Consider the following 22,307-nt stretch of genomic DNA (forward strand, 5'->3'; position numbering starts at 1 on the left):
ATGACGACGCGGGCCGGAGCGAACGTGCAGGAGTACAACCGCGTGATTATAGACGAGCCGCGCCGCGAGACTCGCCGGAGACTGTTCTGGGCCGTGCTGTGCGCCAGCGTCGTCGTCGGCACCGCCGGCGCCGTCGCCTTCGCGCGCGAGGGCCTCACGCTCAGCCACTACGACGCGCGCGCACACCTGGTGGTTGCGCGCCGCATCGTCGACAGCCTGACGCCCGGATGGCGGCAGATCGGCGCGGTCTGGCTCCCGCTTCCCCACCTGCTCAACCTGCTGCCAGCGCAGGTCGACTGGAACTTCCGCACTGGGTATCTCAGCGCCGGCCTCTCGATCGCCTCGCTGTCGATCGGGCTCGCGGCGCTGTCCGCCGTCCTTCTCAGAATGACCGGCTCGGTCGCGGCGGCGGCGAGCGCGCCGGCCATCATCCTGCTGAACCCCAACGTGCTCTACCTCCAGAGCACGCCGATGACCGAGCCGCTGCTGTTCGGATGTTCCCTGATCGCGCTGGCGGCAGTCGACGCGTGGATGAGGTCCCCGGGCCGCCGCCACGTCTGGGCGGCTGCCGGCGCTATCGGCGCGCTGACGCTATGCCGGTACGAGGGCTGGGCCATCGGCGCCGCGCTGGCCGGCTGGGCTGCGATCCACCGGCGGCAGGCGGCCCTGCCGCTCGTGGGCGCCTTCGTGGGAGCCGTCGCCGCATTTCTGCTGCTCGGGTGGGGCGCAACCGGCCAATGGTTCGTCGCGTCCGGATTCTTCGTGCCGGACAATCCTGCTCGCCACGACATCCTCGCCGTGCTCCGCGACGTGTGGAACACGACACGCGCGCTCGGTGGCAACCTGCTGGCGGTGGGCGCGCTTGCCGGCACGGCGGCGGCGCTCGGTGCGCGCCGGAGCTCGAACGCGCCGATGCTGCTCGCGCTGGCCGCGGCGGCGGCCCTGCCGGTCGCGGCGTTCTACGAGGGCCATCCGCTCCGCGTCCGCTACATGGTGCCGCTCGTCGTCGCGGCCGGTGCGCTGACGGCGCTGGCGATTGCCGAGTGTCCCCGACGCGCGCGGCCGTGGGTGGCGGCCGCCGTGTGCGCGCTGATCGTCTGGAGCCGGCCGCCTCTGGACGCGACGGCACCGATGGTGACCGAAGCGCAATGGGAGACGCCGTATCGCCTGGAGCGTGAGGCCGTCAGCCGCTACCTCGACGTCCGCTATGACGGCACGCCGATTCTCGCGAGCATGGGCTCGCTCGCGCACTACATGCAGGAGTCGGCGGCGCACGGCCTCTCGCTGAGGAACTTCGTGCACGAAGGCAACGGCGACCTCTGGATCGAGGCGGTGCGAAGCCCGCGCCGCCACGTCCGCTGGATCGCGATCGAGCAGCGTGCGGAGGGCGGCGACGTCCTTGCGCACCGGATGCGGGCCGATCCGACGTTTCTCGAGGGCTTCGACGAGGTCGCCGGCGGAGGCGGCATCTCGCTGTTCAGACGCCGCGATTGACGCCACGGCGGTCGCGATCGGGCTGGAAGCGGCCGCGTCGCAGCGTCGGCGGTCCGTGGTTCCGCGTTGGGTCCAACCCTCGCGCGCCCGGCAAGGCTCGTCACCGCTCGAGAACGCTGCGCGGTCCTTGGTTCCACCGCGCGCGGCCTTGGTCTGGCGGTTCGCCGGTCGGTCGGGCTCAAGACCTGGGTTCTCTCACCCAGACCTGGCCGTCGTCAGAATCGAATCACGAACCCCACGTTCAGGTTGGCGCCGCCCAGATCGATCTTGTCGGCGACGAAGCCGCTCTCGGCGCCGCCCGTCTTCCCCTCCGCGAACTGATGACGGCCTTCGATCGAGAGCGCGTAGATGTCGCCGCCGACGGGAATGCGCAGGCCGTAGACGAACACGGTGCCGGGCGTCCATCCCGAGACCGCGTACGGTTCGCCGTCGTTGTCGTGGATTACGAGCGTCTCGGGATCAACGAAGTCGCCGAACTCGCTGTAGCGAAACCTGATCGCGCTCACGCCGACGCCCACGTACGGCTGCACGGTCGACGCGTTCCCGAACGGCAGGAAGCGCACCATCGCTGTGAGCGGCACCATACGCAGCTTTATGGTCTGCTCGATGTCCCCGAGCGTCCGATCGTCGATCAAATCGCGGTAGACCGATGGCACATTGCGCGAGTAGATCCCGAGCCCGGCGCTGACCTCGACGTTCGGGCCGAAAGCGACGACCCACTCGCCGAACGCCTGAGCGCCGCGGAAGTCCTGCACGCGAATCGCCAGGGCGTCGGTGACGGTCGGGTCGCCGGTCAGGTCGGCCGGCAGGAACTCGCCCCGGATGTTGCGCCGGATGACGTCCGTATTCGACCGCGCATCCAGACCCTTTGGGAAGAACCCGCCAAGCCCGAAATGGATCGATTGCACGACCTGCGCGTGCGCCGCCGAGGCCGGCATCGCGAAGGCGATCAGTAGACCAGCCATGCGGCTCCATCTGCGAATCATGTGCATGCTCCTCGAGAGTGGCCGCGGAGTGCGCCCGACGCGGGTGTGAGCAGAAACAGTGCCAAATGGCCGATCGCCGACAGTACGCTCGGCTTCCGGCGCGCTGTCCTCGACGCAGGCCACCGGCGGGCGACGGCAATGGTCGGGCGCGAGGTCAGGGCCGCGCGCCGTGGCGGGTGCGAAGAAACACGTCGAGCATGCCCTGGTGCAGCGGGCCGTTCGACGCCATGATGTGGCCGGCGAACGGCTGGAACGCCGTGCCGTCGCCCCCCGTCACGGTCCCGCCAGCTTCCTGGACGATCAGCGAGCCGGCGGCGATGTCCCAGGCGTGCAGCTTCTCTTCCCAGTAGCCGTCGAGACGGCCGGCGGCGACGTACGCGAGATCCAGGGCTGCGGATCCCAGTCGCCGCACGGCCTGCGCCTCGCCGAGGAAGGCCGCGAAGGCCCTGACCTGCTCCTCGGGACTGTTGCGCACCGTGTAGGGGAATCCGGTGCACAGCAGCGCGTCGACGAGGTCAGTGACGCCGGTCACGCGGATCGGGCGCCCGTTGAGCCGCGCGCCTCCACCACGTTCGGCGGTGAACAGCTCGTCGGCGATGGGGTCGTAGACGACGCCGATCTCGATCGCGCCGTCGATCTGCAGGGCGATCGACACGCAGAAGATCGCCAGGCCGTGCGCGAAGTTCGTCGTGCCGTCCAGCGGATCGATGATCCACTCGCACCGAGCCCGGCCAGGCGCCAACGCGGCGCCCATCTCCTCGCCGATGACCACGTGCTCGGGGAAGCGGCCGGCGATGAGCGATGTGAAGTGCGCCTCCGCGGCGAGATCGGCCGCCGTCACGAGGTCCACCACACCCTTCTTGCGGACCGGAGGGGCCTGGCGGAAATGCTGGCGGTGAATCCGCCCGCAGGCGAGTGCACCTTCGACGGCCGTGGCGAGGAGCAGCGGGTCGAGCGCCACTCAGGCCAGCTTCTTGGTCATGCGGACGTCCATGCCGCCCTCCGGCCGGCGGGCAATCGTGACGTCGTCCATGAAATTGCGCATGAAGAAGATGCCGCGGCCGCTGGACTTGAGCAGGTTCTCCGGGTCGAGCGGGTTCGCGACCGCGTCGGGTTCGAAGCCCGCGCCTTCGTCCAGGACCCGGATGACGAACTCCTGCGGGTTCACGCGCGGCCGCAGCGTGAACTCCACCGTGACGTGTTTGCTGAGATCCTCGCGGTTGCCGTGCTTGATGGCGTTGATGACCGACTCGCGCACGGCGACGCTGACCCAGTGCGTGATGTCCTCGTCGAGCCCGGCCATCGCCGACAGCCGGTCGCTGAGCAACTGAACGAGATCCAGAAGCTCGAATGAACTCGGCAATTCGAGCTGGATCACGTGGCCGTCGGTCGTCATGCGCGCGGAGTAAGTAACATATTACGCGACAGGGGTTCAAGGAAGGGGCCGGTCCCCCGCCGGACACGACTGTGGCACATCATCGACTCGATCTGCGGCCGGTCCGCGCCATTCACGGCGACGTGCCGGTCCCGGGCGACAAGTCCATCTCTCATCGATACGTAATGCTGGGCAGCCTCGCGCAAGGCGTGACGACGATCGAGCACCTCGCGCCGGGCGCCGACGTGGCCAGCACGGTGCGCTGTTTTCGGGGGCTCGGCGTGCAGATCGAGGACCTCGGCCCGAACGCCGTCCGCATCCACGGACGGGGTCGCGCGGGGCTGCACCGGCCGTCCGCGCCGCTCGACGCCGGCAATTCCGGCACGACCATGCGCCTGATCGCCGGAGTCCTGGCGGGTTGCCCCTTCGAGACCACGGTCGTCGGCGACAGCTCGCTGTCGCGCCGGCCGATGCGCCGGGTGATCGAGCCGCTCACGGCCATGGGGGCGGCCATCGAGTCGCAGGACGGCCGGGCCCCGCTCCTCATCCGCGGCGGCACATTGCACCCGATGACCTGGGAGTGCCGCGTCGCCAGCGCGCAGGTGAAGAGCGCCATCATGCTCGCGGGGCTCGTGCCCGCCGGGACGACGACGGTCGTCGAGCCACAGCCGACCCGCGACCACAGCGAACGTGCGTTCCCCACGTTCGGGCTCGCGGTGCGCGTCACGCCGCCGCGCCCGGCCGGGCTGGCGCCGCTGTCGGCCGAGGCCATCCACGCCGCGCTCACGGGGCCGATCGCCGTCGCGGTGGACGGCGGCCAGGAGGCGATCGCCCCCGCGCGGGCGCTCCACGTGCCAGGCGATCCCTCGACGGCCGCCGTGTGGGCCGCGGCGGCAGCCGCCTTGCCAGGCTCCTCCGTCGAACTCCGCGGTGTCTGCCTCAATCCGCATCGGCTCGGCTTCATCCGCGCCCTCGAACGCATGGGCGCAGTGATCACGATCACGGTGGACGACGAGATCGGCGGCGAGTCGGTCGGCCGCGTCAGGGTCGAGCACGGAGGCCATCGCGCGACGTCCATCGAGCCGGCCGAAGTGCCGAGCCTGATCGACGAGCTGCCCGTGCTGGCCGCGCGAGCCGCGCTCGGCGGGTACCTCGAGGTCGCCGGCGCCGGCGAACTGCGCGTCAAGGAGAGCGACCGCATCACCGCGCTCGTCACCGGGTTCCGGGCGATGGGGGTGAACGCGCACGAACGGCCCGACGGGTTCGTGATCGACGGGGCGACGCCCCCGACGGGTGGAACCGCCGATGCCGCCGGTGACCATCGTCTCGTCATGGCGTTCACGTTGGTCGCCCTGGGTTCGACGGGCCCGTCGGCGGTGACGGATGCTGGCGCGGTCGCCGTGTCGTACCCGCAATTCACGCAGGACCTGGAGAGGCTCACCGCGTGAACACCGACAAGATCTACCTCGTCGGGTTCATGGCGAGCGGCAAGAGCACGGTGGCGCGCGCGCTGGCCTCCCGTCTCCACTGGCGCGCCGAGGACGTGGACGATCTGATCGAGAAGCGCGAGCGCATGACCGTCGCGGAGATCTTCGCCAGGCACGGCGAGCCCTACTTCCGTGCCGCGGAGAAGGACATCCTCGCGCTCCTCCGTCCCATGCGCCACGTCGTCGTCGCGACCGGCGGCGGAACGTTCGTCGATCCAGACAACCGCGCCGCCATCAATCTGGACGGCGTGTCGGTGTGGCTCGACGTGCCGCTGGCGGATCTGATTCCGCGCATGCCGCTCGACGGCCGCCGTCCGCTCGCCGCCGATCGGACCCAGCTCGAGCGCCTGTACGCCGCGCGGCTCGACTGCTATCGGCTGGCGACGGTCCGCGTGAACGCCGCGCGTGTGCCGACGGCGGCGATCGTCGATGCCATTCTCGAGGCCATTCAGCACCTGCCGCCGATTCTGCGGCAGCCCGGGCTCGGCGCCTGACCGTGCGCTATCTGCTGATCAGCGACATCCACGCCAACCTCCAGGCGCTCGAGGCGGTGCTCGAGGACGCCGCGCGCATCGGCTACGACGCGGCGCTCTGTCTGGGCGATCTCGTCGGCTACGGCGCGGATCCCGCCGGCGTGATTCAGCGCATCGACGCGCTTCGGCCCGCCGCCATCGTGCGGGGCAACCACGACAAGGTGTGCGCCGGGCTCGAGCCGCCGACGCTCTTCAACGACGCGGCGCGTCAGTCCGCCGAATGGACCTTCGCCACGCTGTCGGCCGGCGAGCGCGAGCGGCTCGCGCGCCTGCCGAAAGGGCCGGCGAGCGTGGAGGGCTCGGTCGAGATCTGTCATGGCGCGCCCTTCGACGAGGACTACTACGTCTTCACCGAGAACGACGCGAGCCGTGCGATTGACGCGGCGACGGTCCCGCTCTGCTTGTTCGGCCACACGCACGTGCCGGCGATCTTCTCGTCCGCGGACGATCCCGTCGTGCACGACAACGGAACGCCTGCCGGCGAGCTGCGGCTGCCCCGTGCCGGGCCCGCGCTCATCAATGTCGGATCGGTCGGCCAGCCTCGCGACGGCGACCCACGCGCCGCCTACGGCATCGTCGACGTCGCCAAGCGGGTCCTCCAACTGCGCCGCGTGGACTACGACGTCAAGGAAGCGCAGCGCCGTATTCGCGCCGCAGGGCTGCCGGAATGGCTCGCCGTGAGGCTGGGCCGAGGGCAATAGGGGCCGGGGCCGGATCGCTGCCGGCGATCCGGAGTCTCACTGTCGCGACCGTTGTTCCCGCTTCCGAAGCTCCGCCGCATACGCATCGCGCGCCGCGCGCGACCCGAGGATCCAGCCAATCACCACCCCGATCAGGAGCACCGACGGGATGAACAGAAAGTGGCTGGCCGGCATCTCCGCGAAGTTCATCGGCGGGCCTGGAGGCGGGAGTTGACGTCGACCAGATCGCGCTCGACACGCGCGACGCGCCGCCACAGCGAGTAGACGTAGACGACGAGCGCGAGCCAGACGAACGCGTAGGCGGCGAAGACGAGCGGCGCGGCGGGCAACTGCTCCTTCGCCATGTCCTCGGGCCGCACGGGCACGAAGCCCTCCACCGACGGCGGCTGCCCCTGCGCGGCGAAGACGAGCGCGGGCCAGATCGTCGTGGCAATCGCCAGCGCGGCCGTCCAGAGACGTCGAATCACGATTGGTCCTCCAGGGCCAGGTAGGCCCGCTCGAGCGCAGCCGACGTTCGCTCGAGCCTGATCCGCATCAGGAGGAGCGCGGTGAAGAGCAGGGTGATCGCGGTCCAGCAGAACCACAGCGGGATGCCCATGTCCACGGGCAACGTCGGCACCACGCTCGTCTTCGGGTGAATCGTGCGCCAGAGGTTCACGGACCAGTAGATGAACGGCACGAGCGCCATGCCGAAGAAGCCGACCGCAGCGGCGAGCGTCTCGCTGCCCGCGCCGCCGAACCGCCGCAGCAGCAGGTACGAATTGAAGACCATCCACATCACGAACGTCGCCGTGATGCGCGCGTCCCACTCCCACCACACGCCCCACGACTTGCGCGCCCAGAGCGGGCCGGTCACGAGCGTGATGAGGCCGAAGACGACGGTCAGCTCGGCCGCGGCGACGGCGAGCCGATCCGCACCGGCGCGGCGCGTGAAGAGGTAGACCGCGCTCGCGCTTCCGCAGACGAGCGCCGCGATCATCATCGTCATCGCCGACGGGAAGTGGAAGTAGAAGATCTTCTGGACGAGCCCCATCGTCGCTTCGGCCGGCGCGCGGTCGATGACGTAGGGCGCGGCGGTGAACATGACCGCCGAGAGGCCGAGCAGTACTGGGACGAGACGATCGGAGAGGCGCATGCCTATTCGCTCATGACCGGCGCGAACGTCCACAGCGCCAGAGTGACGAAAACCGCATCAAAGAATACCAGCATCGACAGCCACGTTTCCGCCAGCGCCAGGTCCGGCTCCGGCGCGAAGATCGCGGCGGTGCCCTGGATGCCGCCGACGAGCGCCGGGAGCGTGACGGGATAGAGGACGACGGGCAGCAGCACGTCGCGCGACTCGGCGCGCACCAGCATGGCGGCGAACAGCGTTCCGACGGCGGCGAATCCGAGGCTGCCGGCGGCGAGCAGCGCGACGAGCAGGCCAGGCGCGCGCCAGACCGGCGCCTGGAACAGCAGGGCGACGAGCGGCACGAGCAGCAGCTCGACGAGCAGCAGCACGCCGACGATGCCGAAGAGCTTGCCGAGATAGACGGCCGACCGCTCGACGGGCGCGAGCAGCAGCGCCCGCAGCGTCTCGGCCTGCCGTTCCCGCTCGAACGTCCGGCCCAGCGCGAGCGTGCCCGAGAAGGCCACCGACACCCACAGGATCCCCGCCGCCGCGTTGTCCACGGCCCGGCCGTCGCGCACGAAGGCGAAGGAAAAAACGAGCACGACCGAGACGGCGAAGAAGAGCGTCGTGTAGACGAGCTCCCGGCTGCGCGCTTCCACGCGCAGGTCCTTGCGCGCGATGAGCCACGCGGTGCGGATCACGCGGATCACCGGGCGGCCCTCGCGACCGCATCGCGATAGCGCTGCCGCAGCGCCCCGTCGCCGTCCATGGCGATCGTCCGTCCCTCGCGCAGGCAGATCGCATCGTCGACCAGCCCGTCGGCGAGCTCGAAGTCGTGCGTCGCCATCACGACGATCGCCCGCTCGGTCCGAAGCGCGCGGATGCGTTCCACGAGGACGGCGGCCGACGCATCGTCGAGCCCGGTGAACGGCTCGTCGAGCAGGACGAGACGGGGCCGATGCAGCAGCGCGCGCTCGAGCGCGAGGCGCTGGCGGAGCCCGCGCGAGAACTTCCCCGCCCGATCGTGCGCACGCTCGGTGAGCCGCGCCGCCGCGAGCGCGGCCTCGACCCGCGCCGCCGCGTCAGGCAGTCCGTAGAGGTTCGCGAAGAACTCGAGGTTCTCTCTGGCCGTCAGATCCGCATACAGGAAGAGATCATGGCCGAGCACGCCGATGTGGCGGCGCAGCTCGTCGCCCCACTTCGCGGCGGGACGATCGCCGTAGTGCACGTCGCCGGACGTCGGGCGCATGAGGGTCGCGAGCACGCCGAGCAGCGTCGACTTCCCCGATCCGTTCGGGCCGAACAGCCCGACGATGCGGCCGGCAAGGCAATCGAGGGTCACGCGCGAGAGCGCGCGGCGCCGGCCGTAGTGCCGCGAGAGGTCGCGGACGTAGACGGCGTCGAAGTCCGCCGGCACCGCTGAACCGGCGGCGGCCGGCGACCGATCGGGCCGGCCGGTCGTCACGCCGCGAGCGGCCGCGCGCGGCGCGTTCCAGGGGCGAACGCCGCCCACAGGCCGAGACACGCGATCGCGCCGGCCGCGACGAGCGCCACGATCCGCGGCCATCGCGCGTGATGCGGCAGGCCCGTGATCTCGATGCGCAGCGGCGTGCCGGCGGCAATGGCCGGGCCGGTGGCGATGATGAGCGGCTGCCCTTGCTCGGTCGCCGACTGCGTGGACGAGAACTGCGGCGACGTCGCGCCCATCTGTCCCGTCTTCAGCGCAAAGAACTGGAGCTGCTGGAGCGGCGCGGGCCAGCGCTGCTCGAGCACGGCCGTGGGCCCGCTGTACGGCAGCTCGAACCTGACGTTCACCTGCGTGGTGCCCGGCTTGAACGGGCCGGTGACGATGACGCGCGGACCGTTGGCGGAGGCCTGGGGCGACGAGTCCTCGATGAGGGACGTCCCACGCGCGCCGGTCGGCATCTCGACGATGAGCGGGCCGCCGATGTCCACCGGCGTGCGCGCCGTGTTCAGAATCGACAGCACGTAGAAGATCAGCAACTGGTCGTTGCTGAACTCGGCGATGACGCGCGAGCCCGGGCCCAGCACGACCGCGCCGCCCGTGGCCGGTCCGGCGGCTTGGCGCTGCTCGTCGGCCGCACGCGCGGCGGCGTCGGGGTCGAGCGCGGCCAGCACGAACCGGAAGCCCGTCTGTTCGATCGTGACCTCCTGCGACTCGAGGCGCTCGCCGTCGACCGTCGCGGACGCCTTCACCCGGCTTCCCGGCTTCAACCCCGAGAACTGCGCACGTCCCTGCGCGTCGGTGTTCAACGTCGTGGTCTTGCCGTCCACGAGGAACTCGACCGGCACCCCAGCGAGGTTGTTGGCGAAGTTCCCGCGAATCACGCGGACCGACACGGTGCCGGCCGGCAGATCGCTCGCCGGCAGCGGAACACCCGACATCTGGCGGAGGTCGGGCATCTGCGCGTGAAGATGGGCCGCCGCGAGCGCGACGACCACGCACGCCACGGCGGCGATGGCGGCGCGCATCATGCCAGCCGCGCCCCGCAGCTCTTGCAGAACCGCGCGTCGGGCTCGTTGCGCGTCCGGCACGTGCCGCACGTGAGCGCCGCACGCGGCTCTGGGCGGGCGTGCGCGTCGGCGGCGCGGCTCTGGGCCCGGCGTTCAGCCGGCCGCGGCCTCTCGGCGGCCCGCTCCAGCTCGGTCATGATCTCCACGGCGCGGCCGCGCAGCCTGCCGCTCAGGTCGGCAAAATCCGCGTCGCCGATCTTGCCCATCGCCCTGTCGAACTCGAGCTCTTTGATGGACCGCAGGACGAGCGCCTTCTCCTGCTCGAGGAAGGCGCGGCGCTGCTCGCTGACGACCTCGGCCTCGCCCGTCGTTCCGCCGAAGAACCCGGCGACCGCGCGGTGCATCGCGCTCGCGACGAGGCCGGCGCACAGCACCGCCGCGCTGATGAGCAGCAGCGCGGCCGGATGCGTGTGCCGCGCCTGGATCACGGCCCACGTCGCGCCGGCGAGCGACAGCAGCATGTAGAAATGCCAGGGCTGGAATCCGGAATCGCCGCCAGGGCGGCTGCGCTCAGTCGAGCTCCCGGAGCTCGTCATCTAGTCGGTCCTCGAGGTCCTTGCGTGGCGCAACGCCAGCCGCGGCGGCTTCGGATTCGGGCTCGTGTCTGCGCGTCCAGCGGAACGCGATGGCTCCCACCAGCACGATGCCGGCCGCGCCGATGGCATACGGCAGGAGCCACGCCAGCCGGTTGAAGCCCTTGTCGATCGGCTCGGCCAGCACTTCCTGGCTGCCGTAGCGATTCACGAACCAGGCGATGACCGCGTCGCGGTTCTTTCCTTCGGCGACCTGGCCGGCCAGCTCGCCGCGCATGCGATCGGCCTCCGAACAGGTGCACTCGGCGATACGGCGGCGCCCGCACGTGCCGCACATGCAGACGATGTGCTCGGCGAGATCCTTCTCGAGCGGCGAGCGGGGCGTCGCGATCACGAGCTTCGGATTGTCCACGTGCTGGGCGCGCGCGGGCAGCACGCCAGCGCCGGCGACCATCAAGAGAACGAGCGTGGTCGTCACCGCCGATTCGGCCGCCACGCGGCTCGTCGCGAAGGCGAACGTCCGTTCCGGCAGGAGCGCGATGCCGGTGCCCAGAATCATGATCCCGACGCCGAACCAGATCCAGTTGACGAGCGGGTTGATCCGGACGAGCAGGTGCGCCTGCTGCTTCGCGACGTCGTAGTTGACGAGCACGAGGTACAAGTCCTCGCCCACCCCGCGCCTGAGCGCGACCTCCGTCGTCGGCTCGCCTTCGCGGCCGAAGTAGAACCAGCGCGCCGGGTACATCGTCCCGAGGGTCTTGCCGTCGCGCGCGACCTCGAGCTCGGCCGTGATCATCTGCTTCAAGGCGTCCTGCGTGACGGTCAGGGCCCGCGACGTGACGGTGAAGGGCGCGAGCTGGACCTGCTGGCCAGGCTCGAGCTGGACGGTGACGTCACGCTCGAACCCATTGCCGGCGAAGCCCAGGAAGACCAGGACGATGCCGAGGTGCACGACGTAGCCGCCGTAGCGGCGCCGAGAGCGCGCGAACAGTCCCACGAGCGCGGTGAAGTAGTCCGTGCCGGTCGTGGCACGCCGCACGGACGCGCCCCGCGCGAACTCCTGGACGATCGTCGTCGTCACCCACGCACAGAGCGCGAAGCAAAGGCCCGACGCCCACAGGGGGATGCCGGCCGCCCGCGTCCCGACTGCCGTCGCGCCGGCGACGAGCGCGGGCCAGAGGAACTGCCGCCGCAGGTTCGAGAGCGTGGACTTGCGCCAGGCGAGCAGCGGCCCGACGCCCGTCAGGAACAGCAGCGCGAAGCCGACCGGCGTCATCCACTTGTTGAAGAACGGCGCCGCGACGGTCAGCCGTTCGCCCGTGATGGCCTCGCTCAGCGTCGGGAACATCGTCGCGAACAGCACGAAGAACGCGGAGAACAGCAGCACCCAGTTGTTGGCGAGGAAGGCCGCCTCGCGCGAAGCCCACGAGTCGAGCTCGTTGCGGGCCCACAGCAGCGGCATCCGGTAGATCACCAGGCCGAAGCTCACGACCAGTGTGAACACCATGAAGCCGGTGAACATCCAGGCGAGCTCACGGTCCTCGCCGAACGCGTGCACCGACTGGACCACGCCCGACCGCGTCATGAACGTGCCGAAGATCGTCAGGAAGAACGTGACGATGACGAGCGAGACGTTCCAGATCTTCAGCATCCCGCGGCGCTCCTGCACCATCACGGAGTGCAGGAATGCCGTCGCCGTGAACCAGGGCAGCATGCCGGCGTTCTCGACCGGATCCCAGCCCCAGTAGCCGCCCCAGCCCAGCTCCTCGTACGCCCAGAGCCCGCCGAGCGCGAGGCCGACCGTGAGGAACAGCCACGCGACCATCGTCCAGCGGCGCACGGCGCGCAGCCACGAGTCGTCGAGCTGGCCGCTCGCGAGGGCCGCGATGCCGAAGGCGAACGGAATCGTCATCCCGACGAAGCCGAGGTACAGCATCGGCGGATGGATCGCCATGTAGTAGTTCTGGAGCAGCGGGTTCAGCCCCTCACCGTCAGCCGGCGCCGCCGAGAGAAACGTCTCGAACGGGTTGTTGTGGATGACCATGAGGAACAAGAAGAACATCTGGACGACCGAGATCGTCGCGATGACCCAGGGAATCAGCGTGCGGTGCCGCTCGCGGTTCACCCAGACGGCGACGCTGCCGAAGGCCGACAGCAGCGCCACCCAGAACATGATCGACCCGTCGAGGCCGCCCCAGTACGAGGCCAGCTTGTAGAAGAGCGGCTGCGCCGAGTTCGAGTAGTGCTGGACGTACTTGATCCGGTAGTCGCCGATGACGAACGAGTAGATCATCACCGCCGAGCCGAGCAGCATGAGCGCGGTGACGACGTGGAAGAGGCCGATGCCGCCCTGGACGAGCGAGGTCTGCCGGCGACGCGCGCCGGCGAGCGAGGCGGCGAAGGCGCCGCTCGCGGTGACGAACGCGGCGAGCAGCAGGAACGTCCCGAGCGCGGACACTTACTGCCCGCCCTTTGCGGCCTTGGCTTCGGGATCGTACTTCGACGGGCACTTCGCCATGACTTCCTTCGCGTGGAACCCGTCGGGGCCGAGCGTGCCGGTCAGCACGACCTCGGCGCCATCCTTGAAGGTGTCGGGCACGACGCCCGTGTAGCTGGCGAGCACGATCTTGTCACCGTTCTTGACGTTGAAGCGGTAGTCGAGCGTGTCGGGCCGCTTCATGATCGACTTCTCGACGACGAACCCGTGGAGGTTCATCTGCTTGCCGTACCAGGTCTCGGGCGTGTCCATCACTTCGTCGACGTGCTTGTAGTAGGCCGCGCTCTCGCGCATCGTCGTGAAGAGCAGCGCGCCGAGCGCGCCGAAGACGACGACCACGGAGAGGATGGCACGGACGGGTCTGGTCATGGCTGCCTCGCTTCACTCTTCAGGATACGGTCCGGCACCAGGGATATCAACATCGCTTCCGGCCGGCCGCGGCAGGGTGGCCCGGCCGCTCATCTCCTCGAGCAAGCGGGCGAGCCCGGCGATCGGCAGACCGACGACGTTCGTGTACGAGCCGTCGATCCGGGGAATGAACCGCGACGCGCGCCCCTGGATGGCGTAGCCGCCCGCCTTGTCCATCGGTTCTCCCGTGCCGACGTACCAGGTGATGTCGGTCTCCGAGAGCGGCAAGAACCACACGGTGGTGCGCTCGAGGTGCGTGTGCAGGCCGCCACGCGCCGCGACGGCGACGGCCGTCAGCACCTCGTGCGATCGCCCGCTCAGCAAGTGCAGCATGCGGTGCGCCTCGACCGTGTCGCGCGGCTTGCCGAGAATCTCCTCGTCGCGCAGGACCACGGTATCGGCGGCGACGACGATGCGGTGCGGATGCCGCAACGCGGCGGCCGCGGCCTTCAGCCGGGCGACGCGATCGACGTAGAGCACCGCGGCCTCGTCGGGTAGGACCCGTTCGTCCACGTCCATCGGGTCCACGTCGAACTCGAAGCCGGCGGCTTCGAGCAGCTCGGCGCGGCGCGGCGACGCGGAGGCGAGCACGAGGCGCATGGGAGAGTATTGTAGTCGCCGTGCTCCCGCTCGACCATGCCGCGTTGGGCGCGCTCCGCGCGATCCTGGACGCGCAGCCGCTGACCGACGCGAAAGTGATGTTCGCCTGGACGATCGCCGCGGGTCCAGCGCTCGCGCGCGCGGCGACCGTCGCGCGCGGCGAGGACGGCGTCGTGCGCGTGCGGCCGGCGTCCGTGGCGTGGCAGCGCGAGATCCAACGCGCCGTGCCGCTGCTGCGATCACGAATGGCCGACCTGCTCGGGCCGGACGTCGTCGAGAAGCTCGACGTCGTCCCGGCGCGATAGCCGAGCGCCGTGCGGGCGGCGAATGATGGCAGGATCCTCACCATGCGCGAAGCGGTGATCGTCGGCGCCGTTCGAACACCGACCGGCAAGTTTCTCGGCACGCTCAAGGACGTCTCCGCCACCGAGTTGGGAGCGATCGCCATCGCGGCCCTGCTCGAGCGGACGGCAGTCGACCCGGCCGTCATCGACGAGTGCATCATGGGCAACGTCGTCGGCGCCGGGCTCGGACAGGCACCGGCGCGGCAGGCAGCACTCCACGGCGGGCTGCCCCATGCGGTCGCCGCGCTGACGATCAACAAGGTGTGCGGCTCCGGCCTGAAAGCCGTGATGCTCGCGGCCCAGGGCATCGCGGCCGGCGACATCGACGCCGCGATCGCGGGCGGCATGGAGTCGATGAGCAACTGCCCGTATCTGCTGCAAGGCGCCCGCGACGGCCTGCGGATGGGCCATCGCCAGCTCGTGGACTCGATGATCCTCGACGGCCTCTGGGATCCGTTCCACGACATCCATATGGGCATGACCGGCGAGCACGTCGCGGAGATCCACCAGGTGACGCGTGAAGCGCAGGATCGGTACGCGGTCGAAAGCCACCGCCGCGCGGCCCTGGCGACGGCGTCCGGCTGGTTCCGCGACGAGATCGTGCCGGTCGAGGTTCGGACGAAGAGCGCCCCCGTCGTGCTCGACCGTGACGAGAGCGTTCGCGGCGACACCAGCGTCGAGGCGCTCGGCCGTCTGAAGCCGGCGTTCAAGCGCGACGGCACCGTGACGGCCGGCAACGCGCCGGGCGTGAACGACGCGGCCGCCGCCCTCCTCGTGACGAGCGCCGACATGGCGCGTACGCACGGCCTCGAGCCGATGGCCCGAATCGTCGGCTCGGCCACCTCGGGTCTCGAGCCGAAGCTCGTCATGATGACGCCCGTCGAGGCCGTGCGGAAGCTCCTGCGCCGGATCGGCTGGACGATCGACGACGTCGAGCTCGTGGAGCTGAACGAGGCGTTTTCCGTTCAAGCCGTGGCGGTCACGCGCGAGCTGGGCCTCGACCCCGAGCGCGTCAACGTCCACGGCGGCGCCGTCGCGTTGGGCCATCCGATCGGCGCGAGCGGTGCGCGCATCCTGACCACGCTGCTCTACGCGCTGCGGCGGACCGGCAGAACGCGCGGCATCGCCACGCTCTGTCTTGGCGGCGGCAACGGCGTCGCGTTGGCGGTGGAGGCACTGTGATTCGAGAAGTCGGCGTCGCGGGTGCGGGGACGATGGGCGCGGGCATCGCGCAGGCATTTGCCCAGGCGGGATATCGGGTGCGCCTGTACGATTCGGCACCCGAAGCCTACGCCCGAGCGCGCGAGGCGATCGAACGCAGCCTCGCGAAGCTCGTCGAGAAGCAGGCGATCGGATCCGCGGACCGGGAGGCGGCGCTCGGCCGCATCCATCGTGCCGCGTCGATCGAGGCGCTGGACGCCGCCGACTTCGTGATCGAGGCCATCGTCGAAGACGCGGACGAGAAGCGGACGCTTTTCACGGCGCTCGACGCGCTCGTCCGGCCGGACGTCGTCCTCGCGTCGAACACGTCCTCCATCCAGATCGCCACGCTGGCGGCCGTGACGCGTCGTCCGGCACAGATCGTCGGCATGCACTTCATGAACCCGGTGCCGCTCATGCCGCTCGTGGAAGTCGTGCGCGCGGTCACGACGTCGCACGCGACCGTGGAGGTCGTGACGGCGCTCGCCCGGTCGCTCGGCAAGACGCCCGTCGAAGCCGCGGATCGCCCGGGCTTCATCGCCAACCGCGTGCTGATGCCGATGATCAACGAGGCCGTGTCGGCGCTCGCCGACGCGGTCGGTACCGCCGAAGCGATCGACACCGTCATGAAGCTCGGGATGCGCCACCCGATGGGCCCGCTCGCGCTCGCGGATCTCATCGGCCTCGACGTCTGCGCCGCGATCATGGACGTGATGGCGAAAGGCCTCGGCAGCGACAAGTACGCGCCCCATTCGCTGCTGCGACGCATGGTCGCGCAAGGAAAGCTCGGACGAAAGACGGGCGAGGGCTTCTATCGATATCGGTAGCCAGCGCCGCGACTCGGCGTGTCCGCACGGGCCGTCACAAGTCCTCGACCGAGATCAGCCGGCGCCGGATCGCCTCGACGACGACCTGCCCGCGGCTTTCGACTTGCAGCTTGTCGAGGACGTGCGCGACGTGCGACTTGACCGTCTGTTCGCCGATCTCCAGAGCCGCGGCGATCTGCTTGTTGGACTTGCCGAGCGCGACGAGGCGCATGACCTCGAGCTCTCTCGGCGTGAGCGGCGTGGCAGGCGCCGCAGACGCCAGCACGGCGCCCGCCGCCGTCGGATCGATGTAGGTGCGCCCGTGCGCGACGGCCCGGATCGCCGACACCAGCGTTTCGGGCTCGGCATCCTTCCTGAGGTAGCCGACGGCTCCGGCACGCAGCACCGCGATCATCCGCGGCTCGTCCACCGACGCGGTCAGCGCGAGCACCTTCAAGCCCGGCATCCGCGCGACCGCCCGCCGCGTGGTTTCGATGCCGTCCAAGCCGCCGGGGATCAGAAGATCCTGCAGCACGACGTCCGGCCGCCACTCGGTTAGATGACGCAGCAGCTCTTCCCCGCTCGCCGCAATCCCGACGATGCGGAAGTCGGGAAACGATTCGAGCCAGGCCTTCAGGCTCCGGGTGACGACGCGATGGTCGTCCACGAGGGCGACGGCGATGGGCGTCACGACGTTGCGGCGACAAGGCGGCGCGCACGGCGCCAGGCGACGGCGTAGCGGACACAGTTGAACGCGAAGAGGCCCAGCGGGAGAAACGACGCCGAGAACGTCAGCGGCACCCACCGGGCGAGGAAGATCACGGCGAGCGCCAGCGTCGCGAGCCCGTAGGCCACCGCGCGAGTCCTGAAGTACGCCGGCTCGACCAGATACAGCGGCATCCACACCACGAGCGACGTTCCGCCGCCGAGCCGAGTTCCTATTTCCGCATGGCCTTTGTGTTCGCGGGCTCTTTCGCGAATGTTGTCCAGACCCTGTCCGGCGGACGTTCGATTCCCATCGACGCCTACGCCATCGTCCTCGACGGCCAACTCCACTGAGTGCGCCGTGCCGTGCAGCGAGACGTGGACCGCCGTTGCCCTCGCGTGACGCGCGACGTTCGAGAGCGCTTCCTGGGCAATTCGGTAGAGCGCGTCAGGCGCGCCCGGTGGAAGCAGCCCGCTCGGCGGCAGCGCTCCGATCTCGAGGGTCACCTTCGCACCCGTCCGGAGCTCGAGCGCCTCGCACTCGCGTCGCAACGCGTCACGCAGGCCGGACAGCTCGATCGGCGAGGTGCGCAGGCCCGCGATGAGCGAGTCGAGCTCGGTCATCGCCGAGCGGGCGCCGTCTCGAATCCGCGCGAGCGCCGCCGCGGCCTCCGCCGGATCGCCTGCAAGGCGGGCTTCGGCGGTCGCGGCGGACGTCTGGATCGCGAATATCTGCTGCTTCACGGCGTCGTGGAGATCCCGAGCGAACCGGGCACGTTCCTCGAGCGCGGCCGCCTTCCGGATTTCGTGCTCGTATCTCGAGCGCATTTGAAGATCGAGCTGGAGGTCAGGGACGAGCGTCACGAGGGAGTGCGTCGTGCGCCGTCCCCGATCCTCGACGACCGCTTGACCGGCCAAGAGCAGGCTGGAGACGAGCAGCGCCACGTTGAGGCCGGCGCCATACCAGCGCGGAACGTCGTAGCCCCAGATCGCCCGTGCCTGCAAGAGCAGGACGCTCGCCAGCAGCCAGTGCCCGCCGACGAACCACCGGAGCGCCCGCCGTCCGGCATGGTCCTCGTCGAACTGCTGCAGCCCGGCGGCGGCGCAGGCCAGCAGGAGCGCCGACCCGCCGGCGATCCTGACGAGCGCGTCAGGACGCGCTCCCGGCCAATTCAACGCGCCGTGAATCCAGACCGGGCCCCACAGGAAGACCAGCAGGCCGAAGGCGGCGACTCCAACGGCGTAGGCTCGGAACACCACGCGAGGCGTCACCAGATCGAGCTGACCGGAGCGCACCATGGCGCGAGTGTAGGACCGAACGCGCCCGCCGCGCATCCGCCAAAGGACCGGCAGCGGCGTCACTCGTTCAGGGGAGGCTGCCGTCGAGGCTGCAGGAGATCACGGCCGCGGACGGTGACCGCTCCGCCGTTCAGCGTGCGTTGAGCAGCCGCTTCGTCTCGCCGTGCCGCGGCCGTTCCAGCACGTCCTGCGGCGGTCCCGATTCGACGACCACGCCCTGGGCGAGGACGATGACGGCGGTCGCGTAGTCGCGGACGAAGTCCACGTCGTGCGACGTGAGGAGCAGCGCGCGCCCGGTCGCGGCGATCGCTCGCAGCGTGTCGCCGAGGCTGTTGCGCCGCGCGGGATCGAGCGATGCCGTCGGCTCGTCGAGCAAGAGCAGCGGCGGATCGGTCGCGAGCGCTCGAGCGATCGCCACGCGCTGTGCTTCTCCGCCCGACAGCTCGCGCGGCAGCGCGCCGCCGCGATGGCCGACACCGAGCTCGTCGAGCAGGGTCTGCGCACGGGTGCGCGCCGCGGCCGGCGCCACGCGCTGGACGTGCACGGGCGCGAGCGCCACGTTCTCGATCGCCGTGAGGTGGTCGAACAGATGATGCGCCTGGAACACGAGCCCGACGTGGCGGCGGAGCGACGCCAGCGCCGCGTGGGGCGACGCGCCGGTGTCGAGACGCACTGGGCCGACGACGATCGCGCCGGCGTCGAAGGGCTCGAGGCCCGTCACCGCGCGCAGGATCGTCGTCTTGCCCGAGCCCGAGAGGCCCATGAGCGCGACGATCCCGTGCGGCGGCACTTCGAAGGACACGCCGCGCAGGATCTCGCGCGCACCACGGCGCAGGCCGAGCGACGCGACGCTCAAGACCGCGCTCACGAGATCGTCGCCGCCTTCCAGCGTTCCTCGAGGCGCCGCGCCAGATGCGCGAGCGGCAGCGACATCGCGAGGTACAGCCCGGCGCACAGCAGCCCGGGGACGACCCAGCTCCCGAGATTCGTCGCGAAGATCTGCGTCTGCTTGGTGAGCTCCATGACCGTCAGCACGGAGACGAGCGACGAGTCCTTGAGCATCGCGACGAAGTCGTTCGTCATCGGCGCGAGCGCCAGGCGGAACGCCTGCGGTCCGCGCACGAGCCGGAGCGTCTGCCGCTCGGTGAAGCCGAGCACGCGCGCGGCCTCGAGCTGGCCCTTCGGCACGGCTTCCAGCGCCCCACGGTAGATCTCGCTTTCGTAGGCGGCGTAGTTCAGCCCGAGACCGATCAGCGCGGCCGCGAACGCTGGCAGGCGGATCACCGACGCGAGGCCGTAGTAGATGACGAAGAGCTGCAGCAGGATCGGCGTGCCGCGCATGACCTCGACATAGCCGGTCAGCAGCAGCCGCACGATGGCCGGCCCGTACACGCGGCCGATCGCGATCGCCGCGCCGAGCAGAATCGCCAGCGACATCGAGAGACCCGAGAGCACGAGCGTGACGGCCGCGGCCGAGAAGAGCGCCGGGAGGTACGCGCGGGTCATCGCCAGGGACGACATCCGAGGCTGCCCTTCTTCAGCGCCATCTCGAAAGCCCGAATCGGCGGCACGTCCCTGCGGCGTCTCGCCGGCCAGCACCCTCGCGTAGAGCGCCGGCTGATCGGCGTTCCACACCTGCCAGCGCCGGAAGATCGTCTCCAGCCGGCCGTCCTGCATGGCGGCTTCGAGAACCCCGTTGATCTGGTCACGGAGTGCGCGCTGCGCTGGCGCCAGAATGCCGACGTAGTGGCCGACCGCGACGGCCTCGGGATGCGTGACGATGCCTCCGACGCGCCGCATCGACCGCTCGGCGATCACGTGGTCGAGCAGCACCGCGTCCACCCGCCCGGCCACCAGGTCCGTATACGGGTGCACGTCATCGTCGTACGAGACGGGCCGGAGGCCGTGATCGCGTTCGGCGGCGAGCAGGATCTCGTACGCGAGCGTGCCGCCGAGCGTCGCGACACGACGGCCGCGCAAGTCGGAGAGCGCGCGGAACCGATCGCGGTCGGCCGCGCGCACGGTGAGCACCTCGCGGAACTCGTAGTACGGAACCGTGACGGCGAGCGCGGCGCGGCGTGCCGGCGAATCCTCGACGCCGCCGAGGCCCACGTCGAAGTCACCGCGCGCGACCGACTGGTCGAGCGAGGTGAACGTGATCTGGATGAACTCCGCGCGGCGGCCGAGGTCCTTGGCGATGAGCTCGGCGATCTCGACGTCGAAGCCGCGCAGTCGATCGGGACGCGCCGGGTCGGCTTCGATGAAGGGCGCGCCGCCTTCGGCGTCCGCGCCCCAACGAAGCGGCGGCGCGGGCTGCGCATTCGCCGGTGCCCCAAGGGCGAGGATCGCGACCACCGCCGAGGCGAGCAGCCGCCGGACGGGCACGCGCGACCGCCAACGCCAGACGAGCGCGACGATCGGCAGCAGCAGCGCGAGCTCGCGGAGAAGTGCGAGCGCGTTGTGCGTGAAGAACACCGGCCCGTCGTAGTGCCGCCAGATCGGCATGAACAGCGCGACGCCGGTCTGCCAGTGCTCGCGCGAGAACGGCCAGCGGATCATCACGCCGATGGGCGGCGTGCCGTCGGGCGAGAGCGCGTCGAACAGCGGATGGCTGAAATACGCGAGCAGCGCGGTGAGCCAGATGCGTGCACGGGTCGGCGCGATCGGCCAACGCCACACTGCCGCCGCGGTCGCGACGATCAGGGCCGCGCCGAGACTGTGCGTTTCGCGGCTGTGCCGGTCGACGAGCAGGTCGAGGTCCGGCGACATCCCGATCGCCGCGAGCACGCCCGCCTGCACCAGCAGCGATCGGCGGCTGGTCGTCGCTGGCGCCGCGACGGCCCACCCGATCGCGATGGCGCCGAGCGCGTGTCCGACGGGAGAAGGCACGGCGGGATCATAGGGTACCGGCGCGGCCGGGCCGCTGTGCTGGTCCGAGCCCGCGTCACTCGACGGAACGGCGCATCGGTCTCAGCGAGGCCGATGCGCCGTCTTCACGCTCTCCGCGAGCCTTGGGTGCGCTGTGCGCTACTGCCCTCGGCCACGAGGTCCTTGGAACCTTGGTCCCTGGAACCGCTGTCCCGCGGAACCTTGGAACCTCGGTCCCCTGCCTCCCTGGAACCCTGGTCCACCGGGACCTCGGCCACCTCGTCCGCGGAACCGCGGTCCCGTGGTTCTGGCCGTCTGCCGCTGCTCGGGCGTGAGCACGTCCGCAATCGCGGCGTCGGACTTCACGCGTGCGTCGAGGATCTGTTTCTCGAGCGTCGCCACGCGCGCGGCGAGCGAGGAGACCTTGCCGTTGTCGCGGCTGTCGGCGAAGAGCTCACGATGCAGATTGCGGCGCGCGAGAACGAGCTCGTCCGTGAGCGGCGCGACCTCGTCGCGCGACTTCCGAACGATGGCGCTGATCGTCTTCTGCTGATCGTCGGTCAGGTTGAGCCGCGGACCGGCGAAGCCGGCGGGCCCGCCGCGGCCTGCGCCGCCGCGCCCGTCGGGCACCCGGTCGGGAACCGCCTGGGCCGGGGCCGACGCCTCGGGCGCGGGCGGGCCGCCGCCGCGCCGAGGGCCGCCGGCGCGCTGCGCGTCGACGGTGACGGCCACCGACAGCGCGATCAGCGAGGCGGCACCGATGGTGACGAGATGAGTGCGCATGAACGACCTCCTGGAGAACGGCGTCGCAACCGGGCGACGCGT

Annotated in this window: 25 protein-coding genes; 7 read left to right on the forward strand and 18 right to left on the reverse strand. The window is 70.4% G+C overall.

The genetic code is table 11. The features are described from left to right. Positions 1-1,494 carry a hypothetical protein gene (locus IT184_00890; protein ID MCC7007350.1) on the forward strand — a complete coding sequence of 498 codons (1,494 nt, stop codon included), beginning with the start codon at positions 1-3 and terminating at the stop codon, positions 1,492-1,494. Positions 1,495-1,709: 215 nt separating this feature from the next. Here IT184_00890 and IT184_00895 read toward each other — a convergent pair whose 3' ends face one another. The 3 genes from IT184_00895 to IT184_00905 all read right to left on the reverse strand — a co-directional run bounded on the left by IT184_00895 (position 1,710) and on the right by IT184_00905 (position 3,876). Further along, complete coding sequence (locus IT184_00895; GenBank protein ID MCC7007351.1) at positions 1,710-2,480, reverse strand: hypothetical protein; 771 nt, start codon at positions 2,478-2,480, stop codon at positions 1,710-1,712. Positions 2,481-2,634: 154 nt separating this feature from the next. Then, the gene (locus IT184_00900; protein MCC7007352.1) at positions 2,635-3,426 is read right to left on the reverse strand and encodes an inositol monophosphatase; all 792 of its coding nucleotides are present in this window, start codon (positions 3,424-3,426) and stop codon (positions 2,635-2,637) included. A 15-nt stretch (positions 3,427-3,441) separates the two neighbouring features. Continuing rightward, entirely contained in the window at positions 3,442-3,876 is a 435-nt protein-coding gene (locus IT184_00905) for an ATP-binding protein (GenBank protein ID MCC7007353.1), read from the reverse strand. A gap of 71 nt (positions 3,877-3,947) precedes the next feature. Here IT184_00905 and aroA point away from each other — a divergent pair, with 71 nt between their 5' ends. The 3 genes from aroA to IT184_00920 are packed head-to-tail and all read left to right on the forward strand — an operon-like array spanning position 3,948 to position 6,576. Further along, positions 3,948-5,303, forward strand: a complete 1,356-nt coding sequence (gene aroA, locus IT184_00910; protein ID MCC7007354.1) for a 3-phosphoshikimate 1-carboxyvinyltransferase — start codon at positions 3,948-3,950, stop codon at positions 5,301-5,303. Then, positions 5,300-5,836 (forward strand): shikimate kinase, encoded by a 537-nt coding sequence (locus IT184_00915; GenBank protein MCC7007355.1) that lies wholly within the window; start codon positions 5,300-5,302, stop codon positions 5,834-5,836. The genes aroA and IT184_00915 overlap by 4 nt, the downstream gene beginning before the upstream one ends. 2 nt (positions 5,837-5,838) lie before the next feature. After that, complete coding sequence (locus IT184_00920; GenBank protein MCC7007356.1) at positions 5,839-6,576, forward strand: metallophosphoesterase family protein; 738 nt, start codon at positions 5,839-5,841, stop codon at positions 6,574-6,576. A gap of 36 nt (positions 6,577-6,612) precedes the next feature. On the opposite strand, the gene IT184_00925 is transcribed toward IT184_00920, so the two are convergent. The 10 genes from IT184_00925 to maf all read right to left on the reverse strand — a co-directional run bounded on the left by IT184_00925 (position 6,613) and on the right by maf (position 14,260). After that, a complete protein-coding gene (locus IT184_00925) occupies positions 6,613-6,765 on the reverse strand; it encodes a hypothetical protein (protein ID MCC7007357.1) in 153 nt (50 codons plus the stop codon). Continuing rightward, positions 6,762-6,920, reverse strand: a complete 159-nt coding sequence (locus IT184_00930; protein MCC7007358.1) for a CcmD family protein — start codon at positions 6,918-6,920, stop codon at positions 6,762-6,764. The genes IT184_00925 and IT184_00930 overlap by 4 nt, the downstream gene beginning before the upstream one ends. A gap of 119 nt (positions 6,921-7,039) precedes the next feature. Beyond that, positions 7,040-7,711 (reverse strand): cytochrome c biogenesis protein CcsA, encoded by a 672-nt coding sequence (ccsA, locus tag IT184_00935; protein ID MCC7007359.1) that lies wholly within the window; start codon positions 7,709-7,711, stop codon positions 7,040-7,042. A 2-nt stretch (positions 7,712-7,713) separates the two neighbouring features. Then, positions 7,714-8,397, reverse strand: a complete 684-nt coding sequence (locus tag IT184_00940) for a heme exporter protein CcmB (GenBank protein MCC7007360.1) — start codon at positions 8,395-8,397, stop codon at positions 7,714-7,716. After that, on the reverse strand, positions 8,394-9,104 hold the full coding sequence (gene ccmA, locus IT184_00945; GenBank protein MCC7007361.1) for a heme ABC exporter ATP-binding protein CcmA: 711 nt from the start codon (positions 9,102-9,104) through the stop codon (positions 8,394-8,396). Before ccmA ends, IT184_00940 begins: the two co-directional genes overlap by 4 nt. Positions 9,105-9,148: 44 nt before the next feature. Then, positions 9,149-10,183: a hypothetical protein gene (locus tag IT184_00950; GenBank protein MCC7007362.1), complete on the reverse strand. Its 1,035-nt coding sequence runs from the start codon at positions 10,181-10,183 to the stop codon at positions 9,149-9,151. Beyond that, positions 10,180-10,758, reverse strand: a complete 579-nt coding sequence (locus IT184_00955; GenBank protein ID MCC7007363.1) for a zinc ribbon domain-containing protein — start codon at positions 10,756-10,758, stop codon at positions 10,180-10,182. Before IT184_00955 ends, IT184_00950 begins: the two co-directional genes overlap by 4 nt. Beyond that, entirely contained in the window at positions 10,733-13,213 is a 2,481-nt protein-coding gene (ccsA, locus tag IT184_00960; GenBank protein MCC7007364.1) for a cytochrome c biogenesis protein CcsA, read from the reverse strand. The genes IT184_00955 and ccsA (IT184_00960) overlap by 26 nt, the downstream gene beginning before the upstream one ends. Next, positions 13,214-13,621, reverse strand: coding sequence for a cytochrome c maturation protein CcmE (locus tag IT184_00965; GenBank protein ID MCC7007365.1), 408 nt, complete (start codon positions 13,619-13,621; stop codon positions 13,214-13,216). It lies immediately after the preceding gene. A 12-nt stretch (positions 13,622-13,633) separates the two neighbouring features. Next, complete coding sequence (gene maf, locus IT184_00970) at positions 13,634-14,260, reverse strand: septum formation inhibitor Maf (protein MCC7007366.1); 627 nt, start codon at positions 14,258-14,260, stop codon at positions 13,634-13,636. A 20-nt stretch (positions 14,261-14,280) separates the two neighbouring features. Between maf and IT184_00975 the strand changes: the two genes are divergently transcribed. From IT184_00975 to IT184_00985, 3 genes are read left to right on the forward strand one after another with little or no spacing between them, the layout of a single operon-like run. Then, complete coding sequence (locus IT184_00975; GenBank protein MCC7007367.1) at positions 14,281-14,565, forward strand: DUF721 domain-containing protein; 285 nt, start codon at positions 14,281-14,283, stop codon at positions 14,563-14,565. 42 nt (positions 14,566-14,607) lie between these two features. Further along, positions 14,608-15,786, forward strand: a complete 1,179-nt coding sequence (locus tag IT184_00980) for an acetyl-CoA C-acetyltransferase (protein ID MCC7007368.1) — start codon at positions 14,608-14,610, stop codon at positions 15,784-15,786. Then, the gene (locus tag IT184_00985; protein ID MCC7007369.1) at positions 15,786-16,631 is read left to right on the forward strand and encodes a 3-hydroxybutyryl-CoA dehydrogenase; all 846 of its coding nucleotides are present in this window, start codon (positions 15,786-15,788) and stop codon (positions 16,629-16,631) included. Before IT184_00980 ends, IT184_00985 begins: the two co-directional genes overlap by 1 nt. A 34-nt stretch (positions 16,632-16,665) precedes the next feature. Here the strand turns inward: IT184_00985 and IT184_00990 are convergent, their stop codons facing one another. The 5 genes from IT184_00990 to IT184_01010 form a co-directional block, all read right to left on the reverse strand. Next, entirely contained in the window at positions 16,666-17,301 is a 636-nt protein-coding gene (locus IT184_00990; protein ID MCC7007370.1) for a response regulator transcription factor, read from the reverse strand. After that, the gene (locus IT184_00995) at positions 17,298-18,614 is read right to left on the reverse strand and encodes a sensor histidine kinase (GenBank protein MCC7007371.1); all 1,317 of its coding nucleotides are present in this window, start codon (positions 18,612-18,614) and stop codon (positions 17,298-17,300) included. The genes IT184_00990 and IT184_00995 overlap by 4 nt, the downstream gene beginning before the upstream one ends. A 130-nt stretch (positions 18,615-18,744) precedes the next feature. Further along, positions 18,745-19,482: an amino acid ABC transporter ATP-binding protein gene (locus IT184_01000; protein MCC7007372.1), complete on the reverse strand. Its 738-nt coding sequence runs from the start codon at positions 19,480-19,482 to the stop codon at positions 18,745-18,747. After that, positions 19,479-21,503: an ABC transporter permease subunit gene (locus tag IT184_01005; GenBank protein MCC7007373.1), complete on the reverse strand. Its 2,025-nt coding sequence runs from the start codon at positions 21,501-21,503 to the stop codon at positions 19,479-19,481. Before IT184_01005 ends, IT184_01000 begins: the two co-directional genes overlap by 4 nt. 138 nt (positions 21,504-21,641) lie before the next feature. Beyond that, on the reverse strand, positions 21,642-22,265 hold the full coding sequence (locus IT184_01010) for a Spy/CpxP family protein refolding chaperone (GenBank protein ID MCC7007374.1): 624 nt from the start codon (positions 22,263-22,265) through the stop codon (positions 21,642-21,644). Positions 22,266-22,307: the final 42 nt, after the last annotated feature.

The organism is Acidobacteriota bacterium (genome assembly GCA_020853395.1).
Classification (GTDB): domain Bacteria; phylum Acidobacteriota; class Vicinamibacteria; order Vicinamibacterales; family SCN-69-37; genus JADYYY01.